The following is a 16,324-nucleotide window of genomic DNA, read 5'->3' as shown; positions in this document are numbered from 1 at the left end:
CGACGCTGTCGTACCGGTCTCCGGACACGGTCGCACCGGACGAGGGTGAGTGCCGGACGCCGTGCGGGGGCGGGCGGACCGCCCGCCCCCGCACGGGGCCTACCGGTGGGATCAGCCGTTGTTGCCACCGGCGGCGGCGTGGCTGGCGCTGACGGCGCCGTAGAACGGCATCGCCAGGTTGCTGAAGATGTCGGCGGTGCCGGGGCCGCCGGGGTTCTTCCAGTCGCGCAGCAGCTCGGAGATGACCCCGACGGTGCTGTTGAGGGTGGCGCCCGCGTTCTGGAGCCGCAGCAGGGAGGTCTCACGGGCGAGCTGGTTGGTGGTGCCCGATGCGTCGAGGACGGAGTGGACCTTGTAGCCGCGGCCGAGGGCGGAGAGCGAGGCGAACATGAGGCAGACGTCGGTGATGACGCCCGCGATGACCAGGTTGGGGCGGTCCATGGCGCGGACGGCGGCCTCGAAGGCCGGGTCGTCGAAGGCGTCGACCTCGCCGCTGCGGTGGATGACCGGTGCTCCGGCGGGCAGCTCGGCGACCAGCTCTGGCAGCAGGGGGCCGTTGGGGCCCTGCGGGGCGGAGGTGGTGGCCACGACGGGGAGGCCGAAGACCTTGGCGGTCCGGGCGAGCGCCCGGGCGTTGCGGCGGACCTGGTTCTGGTCGTGGTCCTGGACGCCGAGGATCAGACCGGTCTGGTGGTCGACCAGCAGGATTCCGGTGTTCTCGGGGGTGAGCCGGTCGGTGAGGTAGCTGTTGTCGCTCATGTTCCTGTGTTCCGTGAGAAGGATGGACCGCCGGGGCGGCCGGGGCGGGTGGCCCCTTGCGACGCCTTTTGTTGCGTGCGCATTCATCCAAACTCCGAAAGGGCGGTTCCCATTCCGCCGGAATCAGACATCGCGGGTGATGTACAGCACACCGTCCACGCGCCCCTCGGCGCACCCCTCCTCAGCGGGGGGTGTCGCACTCCTCCCCGGTGCCGCCCTCCGGGGCCACCCGGCCGAGGATCGTGTGCAGCGCCACCAGGTCCGCGTCGCCCAGCCGGGCGGCGAAGGTCCTCTCGACCACCTCCGCGTTGGTCCGCACCGCCGCCCGCAGCAGCTCCCGCCCCTCGTCGGTGAGGCGCACCAGCGCACCCCGCTGATCCTCCGGGACGGGGGTACGGGTCACCAGACCGCGCCGCGCCAGCCGGTCGCACATCCGGCTGACCGCGCTCTGCGTCAGCACCGTCCGGCTGCCGAGGTCCTTCAGCCGGACCCCGTCCAGGGGAATGTTCACGAGCGTGTCGAACTCGCTCACCGACAGCCGGTGCCGCTCGTCCAGGGCCCGCGCGATCTCCCCCAGCACCCGCTGATGGATCTCCATGTACGACCGCCACACCCCGACCCTGAACGCCCGGGACACAACCGGCTCACTCTCCGGCACCCGACCTCCTCACCCACACCGCTTCGCTCACACCGATGACCGAGAGCCATTCTCCCCCGGCACAGGGCACCGGGGCGGACCGGGACGGACCGGAGCGGGCCCGCGTCGGCGCAGGTCACCCACCCGGCCACACCACCGGTCACCCGCCCGTCCACACCGCGGGCCGCACCGCCGGTCGCACCGCGGGCCGCACCACGGGCCACACCGCCGGTCGCACCACGGGCCGGGCCGGGGAAAACCCGCTGGCCCCCGGGCACCCCGGGTCCCTACCATGCGGGCCGTGCACAGGCCCGGGGCCCGCGCCCGGGCGGCGAACTCGTTCCCAGGGGGCATCCATGTCCGTCTCCGCGTCCCAGACCGGCGCCGTCGTCCGGCTGCTCCGGGAGGTGCTCGGCGACGAGGTCGCCGGGGTGTACCTCTACGGCTCCGCGGTGCTCGGCGGTCTGCGGCCGTCCAGCGATCTCGACCTGTTCGCCGTGGTCCGGAGCCCGCCCACGGCGGAGCAGCGGCGGGCGCTGGTCGCCGGGCTGCTGGACGTCTCCGGGCGGTATCCGCGCCGGGGAACCGCGCGGCCGGTCGAACTCACCGTGGTCGTACGGTCCGAGGTCAGCCCCTGGCGCTTCCCGGCGGTGCGCGCGTTCCAGTACGGCGAGTGGCTGCGGGACGCGTACGAACGCGGCGCGGTGCCCGCGGCCGAGCCGGACCCCGATCTCGCCCCGCTGATCACCATGGTGCTGCGCGACGGCGTGCCCCTGGTGGGGCCGCCGCCCGGTGCGCTGCTCGATCCGGTACCCGCCGCCGACCTGGCGCGCGCGCTGGCCGCCGGGGTGCCGGAGCTGCTGGCGGAGCCGGCCGCCGACACCCGTAACGCGGTGCTGACGCTGGCCCGGATCTGGAACACCCTGGAGACCGGGGAGATCAGGTCCAAGGAGGCCGCCGCGGAGTGGGCGCTCCCCCGGCTGCCGCGGGAGCACCGCCCGCCGCTCAGCCACGCCCGGGACGCCCACCTCGGTATCGCGGAGGAGCGCTGGGACGGGCTGCTGCCCGCCGTACGGGCCTACGCCCGCCAGGTGGCCGCCGCTGTGGAGCGGTCGGCCGCACTCGTGCCCGCCGACCCGTGGACCACTGAGGTGACGGGTGGGTCGATCCGCTGCGTCTGGCGCGATCCGATCGGTGACGAGGAGATGGGCGACCTCGTCCGGTCCCACGGCGGCGACCCGGTGGCGGGCTGGTGGGACAGGGTCAAGGGGCAGAGTCTCGGCTGGGTGGGAGCCCGGGACGCGAGTGGGCTGCTGCTCGGTTTTGTGAACGTGGCCTGGGACGGCGGGGACCACGCCTTTCTGCTCGACCCCAAGACCCGGGGCTCCCACCAGCGGCGCGGCATCGGAACGGCGGTCGTCGTCCTGGCGGCGGCACGGGCCCGGGCGGCGGGCTGCACCTGGCTGCACGTCGATTTCCGGCCCGAGCTGCGGGACTTCTACTTCGGCGCCTGCGGCTTCCGTCCGACGGAGGCGGGGCTGATCCATCTGCCGTCCACGGGCGGCGGCACCATGGGCGGGCCGGAACGGGATTCCGGTGCGGCCGAAGACCCATGAGCGGAACGGGGCGACAACGGCGCAGACACCGGGGTGGCCCGCCCGGCCGTGGGCGGGGCCCCGCGGGACGATGCCGACGAGCACTGCCGCGGTGCTGCCCGCGGGTCCGCCCGAGTCCCCCTGACGGACTCCTCGCCGCCCTCGGGGACGCCCGCGCGGAACGTGCCGGGCGTGAGCGGCGGGTGGGCCCGCCGACGGGCTGCGCGGGCGACGACCGGGGCGGCGACGCCGAGCGGGGTGGGAAGCACCGAGCGGGGTGGGAAGCACCGCGCCGACCGGAACGGACGTCCCCGCTCCGTCCGTCAGGACTCCTCGGGACGTCCGCCGGGGACGAGCGTGCCCTGGTGGTAGTACATCCGCCAGCCGGTGCCGTCGTCGAGCTTCCGCCAGATCGAGCTGTGCCGGGAGCGCCGCTCGCCCAGGGTGGCCTCGTACGTCACATGCACCAGGCCCGGCGCCAGGGCGGTCCCCCGCATTCCGGAGGGCTCGTACCGGGGGCCGTCCTCGCCGCCGCCCGGGTGGTCCGGCAGCTCGGCGAGCATCGTCCGCCGGTCCCAGCGGCGGCCGGAGGCGCCCACCTCGGTGAACTCCGGGTCCAGCAGCCTCCCGGCGTGTTCCCGCGACGCTCTGACCCGGGGGTCCAGCAACCGCAACTCGCCCGCGACCGCCTCGGCCACGCCGTCCGTGCGCTCGTCGTACCCGGCGTGCCCGTCCTGCTCGTCGTGCTCGTCGTGCTCGTCGTGCTCGTCGTGCTCGTCGTGCTCGTCGTGCTCGTCGTGCTCGTCGTGCTCGTCGTGCTCGTCCATCGGGTCATCCTGCCCCACACCGGTCCGGCCCGGCCCGCTCTTTTCCGGTGGGGCTGGGACCGGACGGGGCCGGTCCCAGCCCCACCGCGTCACCCCGGAGGGAGCGCCGGGGAGGGGCCGGTGGGCCGGTCAGCTACAGGCGTCGACCTTGACGGTCCGGGTGGTGGAGGTGTTGCCCCAGGGGCCGGGCGCGCTCCAGCTGTCACCCCACTTGCGGTGCGTGGAGGACTGCTCGAACTTCCACTCGCCGACGACACAGGGCACGTCAGGGGTGCCGTAGATGTCCCAGTAGTAGCCCGTGCCGTCCGGCATGCTCCCGTTGTGGACGGTGCCGTTCGGGTCGGTGAGCCGGTACCGCAGATCCTTGGCGTCGCACTTGGTCGAAGCCCAGCCGAAGTTGCCGTTGTACTTGCACTCGCTGGTGAGCGACGGCGTGAGCTGTCCGACCGACTCGCCCAGACACAGCAGGGTGCGCACCTCGGTGTCGGCATCCGGGTAGTGCCATCCCGACTCGCCGCAGTACCAGACGGGTCCCGCCGCGACCGCCGGTGCGGCGGCCGGTGCGGCCTGGGCGGACCCGGGGAGGCCGACGAACGCGGCGCAGACCATCGCGCCCACGGCCGCGGCCATCCGGGGAACGGGCCGCAGGCGCGAATTCCTCAGACTCATCCACTGCTCCTTCTCATGAACCGGCCGGGAGAGACACCGGTGGGGACAAGGACACGGAGATCGTGTCCGCAGTTGCTGTGCCCACTGCCCGAACCGCTCACCCCGGCGCGGCCCGCAATGCATCCCCCGGCGTGAACGCCCGAACACGCGGACGTCAGGGCGCCGCGCCGGACGGCGGTGGCGTCGGAGCCGCCGTTGTCAGAGGGAGGGCCTAGGGTGGCCGTGGCCGGACACCTCGGGCGCGCGGGAGACGGTGGTGGTTCCGCGCGTTCCGCCCTCGGTGAGGAGGCGTGGTCATGGACATTCCCGGTCCCGAGCCCCGGGCCGACGGCGGGGTCAAAGCCGTCGCCGACGCGGGCGGGCTGCATCGCTATCAGTTGGAGCTGCACGCCGCGTACGGGCCCGTCGTCCGCTTCCAGCTCCCCGGGGCGGACACGGCGGTGTCGATCGCCGACCCCGTGCTGCTGGAGGCCACGGCACATCTCGACGAGCGGCCCGAGGGGCTGTTCTCGTTCCTGGACCCGCTGTGCGAGGCGGGCAATCTCCAGGTGCTGCCCGCCGCCGAGCACACCCCCTGGCGGCGTCTGCTGCTGACGGTGCTGGCCGGTCGCCCGTCCCACGAGCGGCACCTTCCGCGCTTCACCGCCCTCACGACGGCGCTCGCGGACCGCTGGGCCGAACACGCCGAACACCCCGGGCACGACAGGGACGACGGGGACGGCGGGGACGGCGGTGGCCGCCCCGTCGAGTTGCAGAAGGACCTCACCGCGCTGTCGCTGCGGATGATCTGCGCCTACGCCCTGGGCAGCGGTGTCACGGACCCGGAGGGCGTCGTCACCGCGTTCGAGAGGGTCCTCACCGCGCATCTCGGGAAGCTGTACCGGCCGCCCCGGCCGGGCCCGCCCGATGAGGAGGCCGAGCGGACGGAACGGGCCGATGCCGCGCTCGCCTTTCTGCGCGGGGCGGTCGACGAGGTGATCGCGGCGCACCGCGGTGGCCGGGCGGAGCGGAGCGATCTCATCGGGGCGCTCGTCGAGGCCGGTGAGACGCCCGCGCGCATCCGGGACACCGTGATGATGACGATGCTGGCGGCCCACCACACCACCGGGGTCGCGGTCTCCTGGGCCCTGTATCTGCTGGCCCTGCACCCCGGGGCCGCCGGACGCGCCACGGCGGAGCTGGACCGCGTGCTCGGCGAGCGCGCGGCACCCGCGTACACCGATCTGCGGCGGCTCACCTATCTGGAGATGGTGCTCAAGGAGGCGATGCGGCTCTGCCCGCCCGGACCCTACGGGGCGCGGAGGACGGACGCGGAGCTTGTCGTCGGCGGCTACGGAATCCCGGCCGGGACGACGGTCTTCTACCCGTTCTGGGCCATCCATATGAACCCGGACCACTGGCCCGAGCCCGAGAGGTTCCGCCCCGAGCGGTTCACTCCGCGGGAGACGGCGAAGCGGCCCCGGCTGGCCCATGTCCCCTTCGGAATCGGTCCACGTTCCTGCGAGGGCGCCCGGCTGGCCGTGGTCGAGGCCGAACTGATACTGGCCGTACTGCTCAAACGCTTCCGGTTCCGGCTCGTCCCCGGGCACGAGGTCGTCCCCGTCGAACGGTTCGTGCTGTGGGCCGCCGACGACATCCGCATGACCGTGAGCCCGCGGGGTAGGCGCCAGGACGTGTCATAGGCGGCCCTCAGGATCTCCGGGCCTCCAGGGGTCCGCGGGACCTTCAGGGGTCCGCGGCCGCCTGAAGCGAACAGAGCGGAACAGAACAGAACCAATACGGGGGACTGCCGTGGCAGACGAAATGGTTTTGCGCGCACAGAGGTTCGTGAACTCCGCCTATGGTGAACGCCTCATCGGAATGAAGGTCGAGGAGGACGGCCGGACCCGCTGGGAGGTGATGCACGCCCTGACCCGCGCCCTCCAGTACGAACTGGGCATCACGCCCCTGTCGAACAGCTTCGGACCGACGACGCTGTCCACCCTCCAGTCACGGTTCCCGCTGCTGAACGCCACCACCGTGCCCAACGCCAACTTCGCGCGGCTGATCCAGTCCGCCCTGTACTGCAAGGGCTACGACGGGGGCGAGATCGACGGCGTCTACAACCCCCGTGTGGCGGCGGCGGTGTCCCGGCTCAAGCGGGACATGGGCGTGGACGGTGTCCTCCCCGGCGGCGATCTGCCGCCGAAGGTCTTCAAGGGCCTGCTCACCATGGACGCGTACGTCACCGTGAACAACGGGTCGGACGCGATCCGCGGGGTGCAGCAGTGGCTCAACTCCCGCTACCTCCACCGCCGGGACTTCTTCGTCATCCCGTGCGACGGGCACAACTCCCGGGATGTGGCGAAGTCCTTCCTGTTCGCGATCCAGTACGAGCTGGGCATGGCCGACGGCACCGCGAACGGGGTCTTCGGCCCGGGCACCCAGGCCGGTCTGCGCTCGCACCCCGTCGGACCGGGCTCCCAGGGCATCTGGGTCTCCCTGTTCTCCGGCGCCATGGTCCTCAACCACCGCCAGGCGGCGTTCACCAGCAGTTTCGACGGCGCCCTCGCGGACGAGGCGCGCGCCTTCCAGTCGTTTGTGAAACTGCCGGTCACCGGCGGCGGCTCCTTCTCGACCTGGGCCTCCCTGCTGGTCTCCTACGGCGACCAGTCCCGCAAGGGCGAGGCGTGCGACGGCGTCACCCGGATCACCCCGGCGCGCGCCGCCGCGCTGAAGGCGGACGGCATCACCATCGTCGGCCGCTATCTCACCGCCGTGGGCAACTCCCTCCCGGAGAAGGTGATCCAGCCCGGGGAGCTGCGGACGATCGCCGACAGCGGGATGCGCTGCTTCCCGATCTACCAGACCGTCGGCAGGAACGCCGCTCAGTACTCCTACGCGCTGGGCCGGGCCGCCGGGTACGCGGCGATGAACGCGGCCATGGACCACGGCTTCCAGAACGGGGCGCGGATCTTCTTCGCCGTCGACTTCGACGCCCTCGACCACGAGGTCACCTCGAACGTCCTGCCCCACTTCAAGGGCGTCGAGGACTCGATGGCGGACGCCGGGAACCCGTACCGGGTCGGTGTGTACGGCCCGCGCAATGTCTGTACCCGGGTCGGCGCGGCAGGGCACTCGTCGGCGAGCTTCGTGTCGGACATGTCCTCCGGGTTCTCCGGCAACTACGGCTATCCGCTGCCGCCGGACTGGGCGTACGACCAGTTCGTCACCCGCTGGGTCGGCTCCGGCGACGGCCGGATCGAGATCGACAACAACATCGTCTCGGGCCGCGACCTCGGGGAGAACACCTTCAACCCGCCGCGCGCGCAACGGCCCGACACGGCGCTGCACGCCTCGTTGCACGCGTCGATGCTGGTCGACGTCAACAAGTACATGCAGTCGATCGGGTTCTCCGAGAGCAGCCCCGTCCGTTTCTTCAGTCATGCCGAGTGCTTCCAGCAGGTCATGGTCGACGGCGACGCCGTGATCACGGAGGTGTCGAACCGCTACGACATGCGCAAGGCACTGGTGCAGACCAGCACCTACTGGGAGATGCGGCACATCGGGATCGAGGACCGGCTCCAGGACGACCGCGTGGTGCTGTACCACAGCGGACTGCCCGGCGGCATCCGGGACTCCTCCACCGGTATCGCGCAGATCACGGGCAACGCGGGGCTGCGCGCCTGGAACCACTGCATCGGCAAGGGGTATGTGTCCGGGACGGTCCGCGACCCCGACCACGACCCGGATCTCTACGCCGTGTGGAACCAGGTGCGCGATCCCTCCTTCGCGCTGCGGACCGTGGCGCTGATCCATCTGTGGGACGCGGAGGGCAAGCCCGGCGGGAACAACCCGCCCGGCGGGGAGACGGTCATGCGCCCCATGGCCCTGGACTACAACGATCAGGAGATCTTCCAGGTGCTGCGCCGCTACCAGGGGTGGGGGGAGGAGGCCGAGACGCACGCCCGGCAGCGTATGGGCCTGTACTACCTCTGCGAGAAGTACAACGGCATCTCCCGGAACATGTGAGTCCGCAGCGGACCCACAGAGCTCGAAGAGGGCTTCCGAGGGGGTACCGGCGAGGCTCGGCGGGAGAGAGAGGCGACGGCGAGGGAACACACTCACCTCTCGCCACTCTCAACGTATAGCGCACCGGGGGGCTTGCGGCAAGGCCCCCGGGGTGGCGCAGAATCGCCGGCCGAAGCCAGGAAGCCGCGTCAACAGGAGCTCCACGACATGAGTCTGCCGATGTCCTCACCCGCGTCACATGCGTCACATGGGTCCGACGGGTCCGTCGAGTCGGTGGCGGGTCCCCGTGCCGTCGGCGTGTTCGCCCTGTCCGGGCGGCTCTCGGCCAAGGCCGACCCGGCGCTGATCGCCGCCGACGAGCGGCACTTCGCGGCCATCGGGCGGAGCCTTCAGCAGACGATCGCCGAGCTGTCGGAACGGCTCGACGCCGAACGGAGGGCGCCCGGCGGCGTCGGCCGGGAGGCGATGGACCGGGACACGAGGATCCACCGGCTGAGCAGCAGGCTGCGGACGCTGCGCCGCTTCGGCCTCGATCTGTGCCTCGGCCGTGTCGTCGTCGCGGACAACTCCGAACCCGTCCACATCGGACGGCTGGGCCTCACCGACAGCGAGGGGCGGCGGCTGCTGGTCGACTGGCGCTCCCCCGCCGCCGAGCCGTTCTTCGCGGCGACCCACGCCAACCCGATGGGGCTCGCGAGCCGCCGCCGCTACCGCTGGAGCGGCGGCCGGATCAGCGACTACTGGGACGAGGTGTTCACCGCCGACGGGCTGGAGCGGCACGCCGCGCTCGACGAGCAGTCCGCCTTCATCGCGAGCCTGGGCAGCACTCGCTCGCCCCGGATGCGGGATGTGCTCGCCACCATCCAGGCCGATCAGGACGCCGTCATCCGCGCGGGGTCGCGGGGCACCCTCGTCGTCGACGGCGGCCCGGGCACGGGAAAGACCGTCGTCGCCCTGCACCGGTCCGCCTACCTCCTCCACTCCGACCCCCGGCTCGGGCACCGCCGGGGCGGGGTGCTGTTCGTGGGTCCGCACCAGCCCTATCTGTCCTATGTGGCCGATGTGCTGCCCAGCCTCGGCGAGGAGGGCGTACGGAGCTGCACCCTGCGGGACCTCGTACCGGAGGGGGCCGCGGCGGTGGCCGAGCAGGACCCGGACGTGGCCCGGCTGAAGTCGTCCGCGGAGCTGGTCCGGGCGGTCGAGAAGGCCGTCCGGTTCTACGAGGAGCCGCCCACCGGGGAGATGACGGTCTCGACCGACTGGGCCGACCTCCGGCTGAGCGCCGAGGACTGGGCGGAGGCGTTCGCGGCGCCGGGGCCGGGCACTCCGCACAACGAGGCACGCGATCCGATCTGGGCGGAACTGGTCGCGATCCTGCTGGACAAGTGCCGGGACGCAGGCGACGAGGAGGTGCCGGAGGAGCTGTTCCGGAGGGCGCTGCTGCGGGACGGGGAGCTGGTCACCGCTCTGGACCGGGCATGGCCGCTGCTGGAAGCGGCCGACCTCGTCGGGGATCTGTGGTCGGTCCCCGCGTATCTGCGGATGTGCGCCCCCTGGCTGAGCCCGGCGGAGGTCCGCGCCCTCCGGCGGGCGGACGCGCAGGCGTGGACGGTGTCCGATCTGCCCTTCCTGGACGCGGCCCGGCAGCGGCTCGGCGACCCGGAGGCGTCACGGCGCAGGCGTCGGCAGGAGGCCGCCGTCGCCGCCGAACGCGAGCGCATGGCCGGTGTCATCGACAACCTGGTCGCCGCCGACGCCGACGGTGAGGGCGCGGTGACGATGCTGCTCGGACGGGACCTCCGGGACAGCCTGGTCGACGAGGCGGCGCTGCCCGGCACGGAGTCGGCACCGCTCGCGGGCCCGTTCGCGGGTCCGTTCGCGGGTCCGTTCGCGCACATCGTCGTGGACGAGGCCCAGGAGCTGACCGACGCCGAGTGGCAGATGCTGCTGCCGCGCTGCCCGTCGCGGAGTTTCACCGTCGTCGGGGACCGCGCCCAGGCCCGGGACGGGTTCACGGAATCATGGGAGGAACGGCTCGAACGGATCGGGCTCGACCGGATCGAGGTGGCGTCCCTGAGCATCAACTACCGGACACCGAGCGAGGTCATGGCGGAAGCCGCACCGGCCATCCGGGCCGCGCTCCCCGACGCCGGGGTGCCCGTGTCCGTCCGCGCCGGCGGTGTGCCCGTCACCCGGGCGTCCGTCGCCGAGTTGGAGACGGTCCTCGACACCTGGCTCGCCGCGCACGACGAGGGGATCGCGTGCGTCATCGGCGCGCCCGCGTTCCGGGAGCGCCCCCGGGTCAGGTCGCTGGCCCCGGAGCTGACGAAGGGGCTGGAGTTCGACCTGGTGGTCCTCGTCGACCCGGAGCGGTTCGGCGAGGGGATCACGGGGGCGGTGGACCGCTATGTCGCGATGACCCGGGCGACCCAGCGGCTGATAATCCTGACCTCCTGACCAGCCGATCCGGTACCGTGCCGGTCCCGGGCCCGAGGCCCCTTCGAGCGACAGGTTTGCGAACCATGCACAGCGTGTACGAGTGGATCACCACGCCCATCACGGCCGGTTTGTTGCGGGGCGCCCTCGATCTGGAGCGGACCGCCCGCGGGGTGCTGCCGCACCGGCTGCCCGCCCGGGCGCGGGCCCAGTGCGACGACGGCACGCTGACGATGTCGGAGGCCCAGCCCTCCGGGGTGCGGCTGGTGTTCCGTACCCGGGCCACCGCGATCGAGCTGGACACGGTGCCCACCAAGCGCGTCTACACGGGGGCTCCGCCGCGCCCCGACGGGGTCTACGATCTGCGGGTCGACGGCCGCCCGGCCGGGCAGGGCAGTGTGTCCGGCGGCAACACCGTCACCATCGACCTGGCCACCTGGGCGGCCGAGCACCGGGAGGGCCCCGTGGGCACCCTCCGTTTCGAGGGTCTGCGCGACGGCGTCAAGGACGTGGAGATCTGGCTCCCCCACAACGAGATCACCGAACTCGTGGCCCTGCGCACCGACGCGCCCGTCGAGCCCGCCGCCGCGTCGGGGCGCAGGGTGTGGCTGCACCACGGCAGTTCGATCAGCCAGGGGTCGGACGCCGCGAGCCCCACCACCACCTGGCCCGCCCTCGCCGCCGCGCACGGCGGGGTCGAACTCGTCAATCTGGGGTTCGGCGGGGGCGCGCTGCTCGACCCGTTCACCGCCCGGGCCCTGCGGGACACCCCCGCCGATCTCATCAGCGTGAAGATCGGGATCAATGTGGTCGGCACCGATCTGATGCGGCTGCGTGCCTTCGGGCCCGCCGTGCACGGCTTCCTGGACACCGTCCGCGAAGGCCATCCCACCACTCCCCTGCTGGTGGTCTCGCCCGTCCTGTGCCCGATGCACGAGGACACCCCCGGCCCGAGCGCCTTCGATCCCGGCGCCCTGGCCGAGGGGCGGCTGAACTTCCGGGCGGCGGGCAGCCCGGACGAGGTCGCGAGCGGGAAGCTGACCCTCCGCACGGTCCGGGACACCCTCTCCCGGATCGTGGCGCAGCGCGCGGCCGACGACCCGTATCTGCACCACCTCGACGGCCGCGAGCTGTACGGCGAGGCCGACACCGCCGCGCTGCCCCTGCCCGACGGGCTGCACCCGGACGCGGCCACCCACCGGCTCATCGGGGAACGCTTCGCCGCGCTGGTCTTCGGCGCGGGCGGCGGTGACAGCGGTCGCGGTGGCGCGTTCGCGGAGCGGGGCGGCGCGGGGACGGTCAGCCGCGCTTGGCCGGGGCCTTGACCGGAGGCTTGGCCTGCGGCTTGGCAGGGGCCTTGGACTGAACCTTGATCGGGGGCTTGGCCTGCGGCTTCGGCTTGGCGGCCTCGTCCTTGGCGCGGGCCTCGTGCTGGCCGACCTCAAGGAAGTGGATCAGCGCGGCATGGGTCCCGGCGTCAAGGGCGGCGGCGGCTGCCGCCTTCACCTGCGGACCTCCGAGGTGCATGATCCGGAAGACCCGGACCCGGTCGTCCTCGAACTGGGCCTTCTGGTGCCCGACCTTGAGGAACTCGACGAGGGCCGCGTGGGTCCCGGCGTCGAGGGCCTTCGTCGCCTCCCGCTTGACGCCGGGCCCGGACGCCGGGTCGCCGAGGATACGGAAGACCCGCACCCGGTCGTCCTCGAACTGCGCCTTCTGGTGGCCGACGTCGAGGAAGTGACGGCGGTCCTCGGGGGTGCCGTCGAGGGCCTTGTTCGCCTCCCGCCGCACCCCGGGGCCGGACGCCGGGTCGGCCAGGATACGCAGAATGGCGATCCGGTTCTCCTCGTCGACGGGGTCCGGGGCGGAGCTGACCGCCGAGGTGGAAACGGGGGTCGCCGCAGGCGCGGCCGAGGCCGGGGCGGAGAGCGCGGTGAGGGCCAGCGTCGGCGCGATGACGGCCGAGGCGACGGCGGTGGAGACACGGATGAGCTTCAAAGGACCACCTTGCGTCAAGGACAACTTACTTGCAAGGAACAACAATACAAAGAGAAAAGTTGTCTGTCGCGCTATTTGCCGTATCGCATGGTGATATGACAGAGCGTCAGCCCTGGTCGCCCCAGCGTCGGCAGACCGCCGGGGCGGGGAGGACGGAGCGGCGGAGACCACCGACGACGACCGCAAGGACTCATCGTCCGCCGGTGGTTGACCGAAAGCCTTCGAACGGGTGAGGCGCTCCCCGCGTGAGGGAGAGTGTGCCCATGTCTCGCGCGTCCCGTCTGTGCGGCGGCACCTCGCGCCGATCCGCACCGGACCACCGGCCGACAGCGGCGCCGGGGTCCTGCCCCCGACCCCGCGAACGGACGCACGAGCGGATACCCGAACGGGCACACCCTCCGCGCACGGGCTCCCCGTGCCCCTCGGGCGGCGCCCGCCCGGCCCCGGCACACCCCCGGCGTCCGGCCGGGGGCCGGGCATGAGACTGCTGCTCCTGGGCCCCTCCGAGCTGCGTGGCGACGACGGCGCCGCCGTCTCCCTCGGCGGGGCACGGCGCAAGGCCGTGCTCGCGGCGCTGGCGCTCAGCCTCAACCGTGTGGTGCCGGTGGAGCGACTGCTCGACCTGGTGTGGGACGAGGCCCCGCCGCCGAGCGCGAAAGCGGCGCTCCAAGGCCATGTGGCCAGTCTGCGGAACCGGTTCGACGGCTCGTTGCAGCTTGTGACCCGGCCGCCCGGGTACGCGCTGCTCGCGGATCAGCACGCGGTCGACGTGCACCGGATGCGCGGCCTCGTGGCCGCCTCGCGCGACGCGACCGACCACAGGAGCATCCGACTCCTCGAATCCGCGCTGGCGCTGTGGCGCGGCCCGGCGCTGGAGGACTGCCGCTCGGAGGCGCTGCGCACGGGCGCGGGGGCCCGGTTGGAGCAGACCCGGCTGTGCGCGCTGGAACTGCTGGCGGAGCGGCTGTTGCGAACGGGGCAGGGGACGGTCGCGGTGCCGCGGAGGAGTACCGCTGTCTCGCGACGGCGCTGCGCGAACGGATGGCCGCGTCCGGGCGGACGGGCGGCGCGCCGGACCGGTGACATCCGCCCCCGCGCGCACCGCCGGCACGGTATCCGCCGTCGGCCGGTCGGCAAAGGCCCGGTATCCGTCGGCGGCCGATCGGTGGGCGGTCAGCGGACGGGCGGCGGTCCGCCGACGGCCCGTCCACAGTCGTTCAGCAGTCACAGTCGTTCAGTAGTCGTTCAGCCGACACCCAGTGGCCCGTCAGCGGACGTTCAGAGGTCGTTCAGGGGGTGTCCCCGGGGTCGTTCGGCGGCCGGTGTCCGTCGTTCATCGGCCTGAACCGCATCGGTGACGGGGGCCGTTCCCCTGTCCATGGTGGGCTGTCCGCCGCCCCTCCCCGGCCCGTCAGCAGGCACGGCGCGCCGCACACCGGTGCGCGGCCCGGTCACTCGGGTGAACCCCCGTGACCGCGGGCACACGTACAAGCTCCCGGGCGGCGGCTGCCCCTGACCGACGGCACCGACAACGCGAAGGCGAGCCGAACCTGATGCTCTTGATCGCCGTGGACGCGGGGAACAGCAAGACCGATGTCGCACTCGTCGACACCTCCGGCCGGATTCTGTCCACCAGCCGCGGTGGCGGCTTCAACGCCCCGGCGAGCGGGGTCACCGCCGCCGTCGACATGCTCGGGCGGCTCGTGGACGAGGTCCTGGAGGCAGCGGCCAGAACCGCCGCCACCATGTACGGGCGGCGCCCCGGTGCGCCGCCCGTACGCCATGTGTCGGCCTGTCTCTCGAACGTGGATCTCCCCGTCGAGGAGGAGGAGCTGACCCTCGCCGTCGCGGAGCGCGGCTGGGGCCGTACTGTCGAGGTCCACAACGACACGTTCGCGCTGCTGCGGGCCGGGCTGCCCGCGGACAGTCCCCGGGGCGTGGCCGTGGTGTGCGGGGCGGGCATCAACTGCGTCGGCATCTCGGGGGACGGCCGCACGGCCCGGCTGCCCGCCGTCGGCACCCTGTCGGGCGACTGGGGCGGTGGCGGCCAGCTCGCGGACGAGGCGATCTGGTACGCGGCCCGGGCGGCGGACGGCCGGGGCGACCCGACGGCGCTCGCGCGGGCGCTGCCGCGCCACTTCGCCCTGGACACGATGTACGAGCTGATCACCGAGTTGCACCGGGGCGGCATCCCGGACACGCGCCGCCATGAGCTGGTGCCGGTGCTGTTCGCGGTGGCCGGGAGTGGTGACCGGATCGCACGGGGTCTGGTGCACCGGCAGGCGGAAAAGATCGTCTCGCTGGCCGTGGTGGCACTCTCCCGGCTGGGGCTGCTCCAGGAGCCGGTGCCGGTGATCCTCGGCGGCGGGGTGCTGGCCGCCCGGCAGCTCCTGCTGAACGACCGGGTGACCGAACTGCTCGCGGAACGGGCCCCGCTGGCGCGGCCCGTCGTGGTGGCGGCGCCGCCGGTGCTGGGCTCGGCGCTGCTGGGTCTGGACGCGATCGGCGCGCCGCGGGAGACATACCGGCGGCTGTGCGCTCAGTTCGATGTGACGGTCGGCTGACGACGCTCGGCCGCCAGGATGGGGCGCAGGGCCCGTACGGCGGTGAAGCTGCGGGACTTGACCGTGCCGACGGGGATGCCGAGGGCTTCGGCGGTCTGCGCCATGGAGCGGCCGTACAGATGGAGCTGGACCAGCACCTCACGGTGGTGCGGCGCGAGCCGGGTGAGGAGGCGTTCGGTGTCGATGAAGCAGACGGTGTCGTCGAAGGCGTTCCCCGGTGCGGCCGGTTCGCGGGACCGCTCCTCCTGGGGGACCTCGCGCGGGCGGGCGGTGGTCCAACGGTGCTTGTCGATGGCGATGCGCCGGGCCACCGTGCAGAGCCAGGGGCGGCATCTCGCCACGCCGCTCGCCGCGAAACTCTCCGGGTGCCGCCAGGCGCGGGTCATCGTCTCCTGGAGGATGTCCTCGGCGCGGCCCCGGTCCCCCTTGGTGACCTTGAGCAGTGTGCGCAGCAGATAACCGCTGTGCAGACGGTACAGCTCCCTGATGGTCTCGTCCGTGGCGTACGCCATGGTTCCGCTCCCGTCGGTCCGGTGGGGCCCGGTGTTCCGGTGTGTTCGTGCGACCCCGTGGAACGACAGTGCGGCACACCGCCAACGGGGCCCCAACGTTCCGCCAACGGTTCCGCCAACGGCATGAGCGGCGGTGTGACCAGGGCGGACGGGAGGCTGTTGGCGCGTTCCGGAAAGCGGACGGCATGCACGGCGGAAGGCGGCGGTCTCACGCGGAGGAACGCGGCCGTGGTGGCGGCGAGTTCGGCCCACGGGGCAGCCGGGCACCCGGCCGAGGCCGCCGTGCGGCCCGGCGGCCCGGCGGCCCGTTTACGGT

13 protein-coding genes are annotated in these 16,324 nt (G+C 72.8%); 7 read left to right on the top strand and 6 right to left on the bottom strand.

All coding sequences use genetic code 11. From position 1 onward, the window contains the following. Nucleotides 1-111 precede the first annotated feature (111 nt). Nucleotides 112-759 carry an isochorismatase family protein gene (locus CRV15_RS33420; RefSeq protein ID WP_009999463.1) on the bottom strand — a complete coding sequence of 216 codons (648 nt, stop codon included), beginning with the start codon at nt 757-759 and terminating at the stop codon, nt 112-114. Nucleotides 760-940: 181 nt separating this feature from the next. Continuing rightward, complete coding sequence (locus tag CRV15_RS33415) at nt 941-1,357, bottom strand: MarR family winged helix-turn-helix transcriptional regulator (protein ID WP_003963457.1); 417 nt, start codon at nt 1,355-1,357, stop codon at nt 941-943. 395 nt (nt 1,358-1,752) lie between these two features. On the opposite strand from CRV15_RS33415, the gene CRV15_RS37800 reads away from it, so the two are divergent. Then, on the top strand, nt 1,753-3,012 hold the full coding sequence (locus CRV15_RS37800) for an aminoglycoside adenylyltransferase family protein (protein WP_009999459.1): 1,260 nt from the start codon (nt 1,753-1,755) through the stop codon (nt 3,010-3,012). Between the two features lie 302 nt (nt 3,013-3,314). On the opposite strand, the gene CRV15_RS33395 is transcribed toward CRV15_RS37800, so the two are convergent. Then, a complete protein-coding gene (locus CRV15_RS33395; protein WP_003963455.1) occupies nt 3,315-3,818 on the bottom strand; it encodes a nuclear transport factor 2 family protein in 504 nt (167 codons plus the stop codon). 129 nt (nt 3,819-3,947) lie between these two features. Then, nucleotides 3,948-4,487, bottom strand: coding sequence for a hypothetical protein (locus tag CRV15_RS33385; protein ID WP_009999458.1), 540 nt, complete (start codon nt 4,485-4,487; stop codon nt 3,948-3,950). A gap of 296 nt (nt 4,488-4,783) precedes the next feature. On the opposite strand from CRV15_RS33385, the gene CRV15_RS33380 reads away from it, so the two are divergent. The 4 genes from CRV15_RS33380 (at nt 4,784) to CRV15_RS33365 (ending at nt 12,259) form a co-directional block, all read left to right on the top strand. Continuing rightward, a complete protein-coding gene (locus CRV15_RS33380; protein WP_003963453.1) occupies nt 4,784-6,169 on the top strand; it encodes a cytochrome P450 in 1,386 nt (461 codons plus the stop codon). 121 nt (nt 6,170-6,290) lie between these two features. Continuing rightward, nucleotides 6,291-8,498: a glycoside hydrolase domain-containing protein gene (locus CRV15_RS33375; protein ID WP_003963452.1), complete on the top strand. Its 2,208-nt coding sequence runs from the start codon at nt 6,291-6,293 to the stop codon at nt 8,496-8,498. 207 nt (nt 8,499-8,705) lie between these two features. Next, entirely contained in the window at nt 8,706-10,955 is a 2,250-nt protein-coding gene (gene helR, locus CRV15_RS33370; RefSeq protein ID WP_003953039.1) for an RNA polymerase recycling motor ATPase HelR, read from the top strand. 65 nt (nt 10,956-11,020) lie between these two features. Continuing rightward, nucleotides 11,021-12,259 carry a GDSL-type esterase/lipase family protein gene (locus CRV15_RS33365; protein ID WP_003963451.1) on the top strand — a complete coding sequence of 413 codons (1,239 nt, stop codon included), beginning with the start codon at nt 11,021-11,023 and terminating at the stop codon, nt 12,257-12,259. Here CRV15_RS33365 and CRV15_RS33360 read toward each other — a convergent pair. Then, nucleotides 12,234-12,932 carry an ALF repeat-containing protein gene (locus CRV15_RS33360; RefSeq protein ID WP_003963450.1) on the bottom strand — a complete coding sequence of 233 codons (699 nt, stop codon included), beginning with the start codon at nt 12,930-12,932 and terminating at the stop codon, nt 12,234-12,236. The genes CRV15_RS33365 and CRV15_RS33360 overlap by 26 nt on opposite strands. Before the next feature lie 478 nt (nt 12,933-13,410). Here CRV15_RS33360 and CRV15_RS33355 point away from each other — a divergent pair, with 478 nt between their 5' ends. Next, on the top strand, nt 13,411-14,277 hold the full coding sequence (locus tag CRV15_RS33355; protein ID WP_003953036.1) for an AfsR/SARP family transcriptional regulator: 867 nt from the start codon (nt 13,411-13,413) through the stop codon (nt 14,275-14,277). 208 nt (nt 14,278-14,485) lie between these two features. After that, complete coding sequence (locus CRV15_RS33350; protein WP_003963449.1) at nt 14,486-15,496, top strand: N-acetylglucosamine kinase; 1,011 nt, start codon at nt 14,486-14,488, stop codon at nt 15,494-15,496. On the opposite strand, the gene CRV15_RS33345 is transcribed toward CRV15_RS33350, so the two are convergent. Further along, a complete protein-coding gene (locus CRV15_RS33345; protein WP_003963448.1) occupies nt 15,472-16,008 on the bottom strand; it encodes a sigma-70 family RNA polymerase sigma factor in 537 nt (178 codons plus the stop codon). The genes CRV15_RS33350 and CRV15_RS33345 overlap by 25 nt on opposite strands. Nucleotides 16,009-16,324 lie beyond the last annotated feature (316 nt).

Origin of the sequence: Streptomyces clavuligerus (assembly GCF_005519465.1) — a bacterium.
Classification (GTDB): domain Bacteria; phylum Actinomycetota; class Actinomycetes; order Streptomycetales; family Streptomycetaceae; genus Streptomyces; species Streptomyces clavuligerus.
This window is presented reverse-complemented; position numbering and strand designations above follow the sequence as displayed.

Excerpts from the sequence above, each read along its gene's own strand:
- CRV15_RS33355 (WP_003953036.1), top strand. The coding sequence starts at position 13,411 with ATGAGACTGCTGCTCCTGGGCCCCTCCGAGCTGCGTGGCGACGACGGC.
- CRV15_RS33385 (WP_009999458.1), bottom strand. The coding sequence starts at position 4,487 with ATGAGTCTGAGGAATTCGCGCCTGCGGCCCGTTCCCCGGATGGCCGCG.
- CRV15_RS33395 (WP_003963455.1), bottom strand. The coding sequence starts at position 3,818 with ATGGACGAGCACGACGAGCACGACGAGCACGACGAGCACGACGAGCAC.
- CRV15_RS33415 (WP_003963457.1), bottom strand. The coding sequence starts at position 1,357 with ATGGAGATCCATCAGCGGGTGCTGGGGGAGATCGCGCGGGCCCTGGAC.
- CRV15_RS33350 (WP_003963449.1), top strand. The coding sequence starts at position 14,486 with ATGCTCTTGATCGCCGTGGACGCGGGGAACAGCAAGACCGATGTCGCA.
- CRV15_RS33375 (WP_003963452.1), top strand. The coding sequence starts at position 6,291 with ATGGTTTTGCGCGCACAGAGGTTCGTGAACTCCGCCTATGGTGAACGC.
- CRV15_RS37800 (WP_009999459.1), top strand. The coding sequence starts at position 1,753 with ATGTCCGTCTCCGCGTCCCAGACCGGCGCCGTCGTCCGGCTGCTCCGG.
- CRV15_RS33380 (WP_003963453.1), top strand. The coding sequence starts at position 4,784 with ATGGACATTCCCGGTCCCGAGCCCCGGGCCGACGGCGGGGTCAAAGCC.
- helR (WP_003953039.1), top strand. The coding sequence starts at position 8,706 with ATGAGTCTGCCGATGTCCTCACCCGCGTCACATGCGTCACATGGGTCC.
- CRV15_RS33365 (WP_003963451.1), top strand. The coding sequence starts at position 11,021 with ATGCACAGCGTGTACGAGTGGATCACCACGCCCATCACGGCCGGTTTG.
- CRV15_RS33420 (WP_009999463.1), bottom strand. The coding sequence starts at position 759 with ATGAGCGACAACAGCTACCTCACCGACCGGCTCACCCCCGAGAACACC.
- CRV15_RS33345 (WP_003963448.1), bottom strand. The coding sequence starts at position 16,008 with ATGGCGTACGCCACGGACGAGACCATCAGGGAGCTGTACCGTCTGCAC.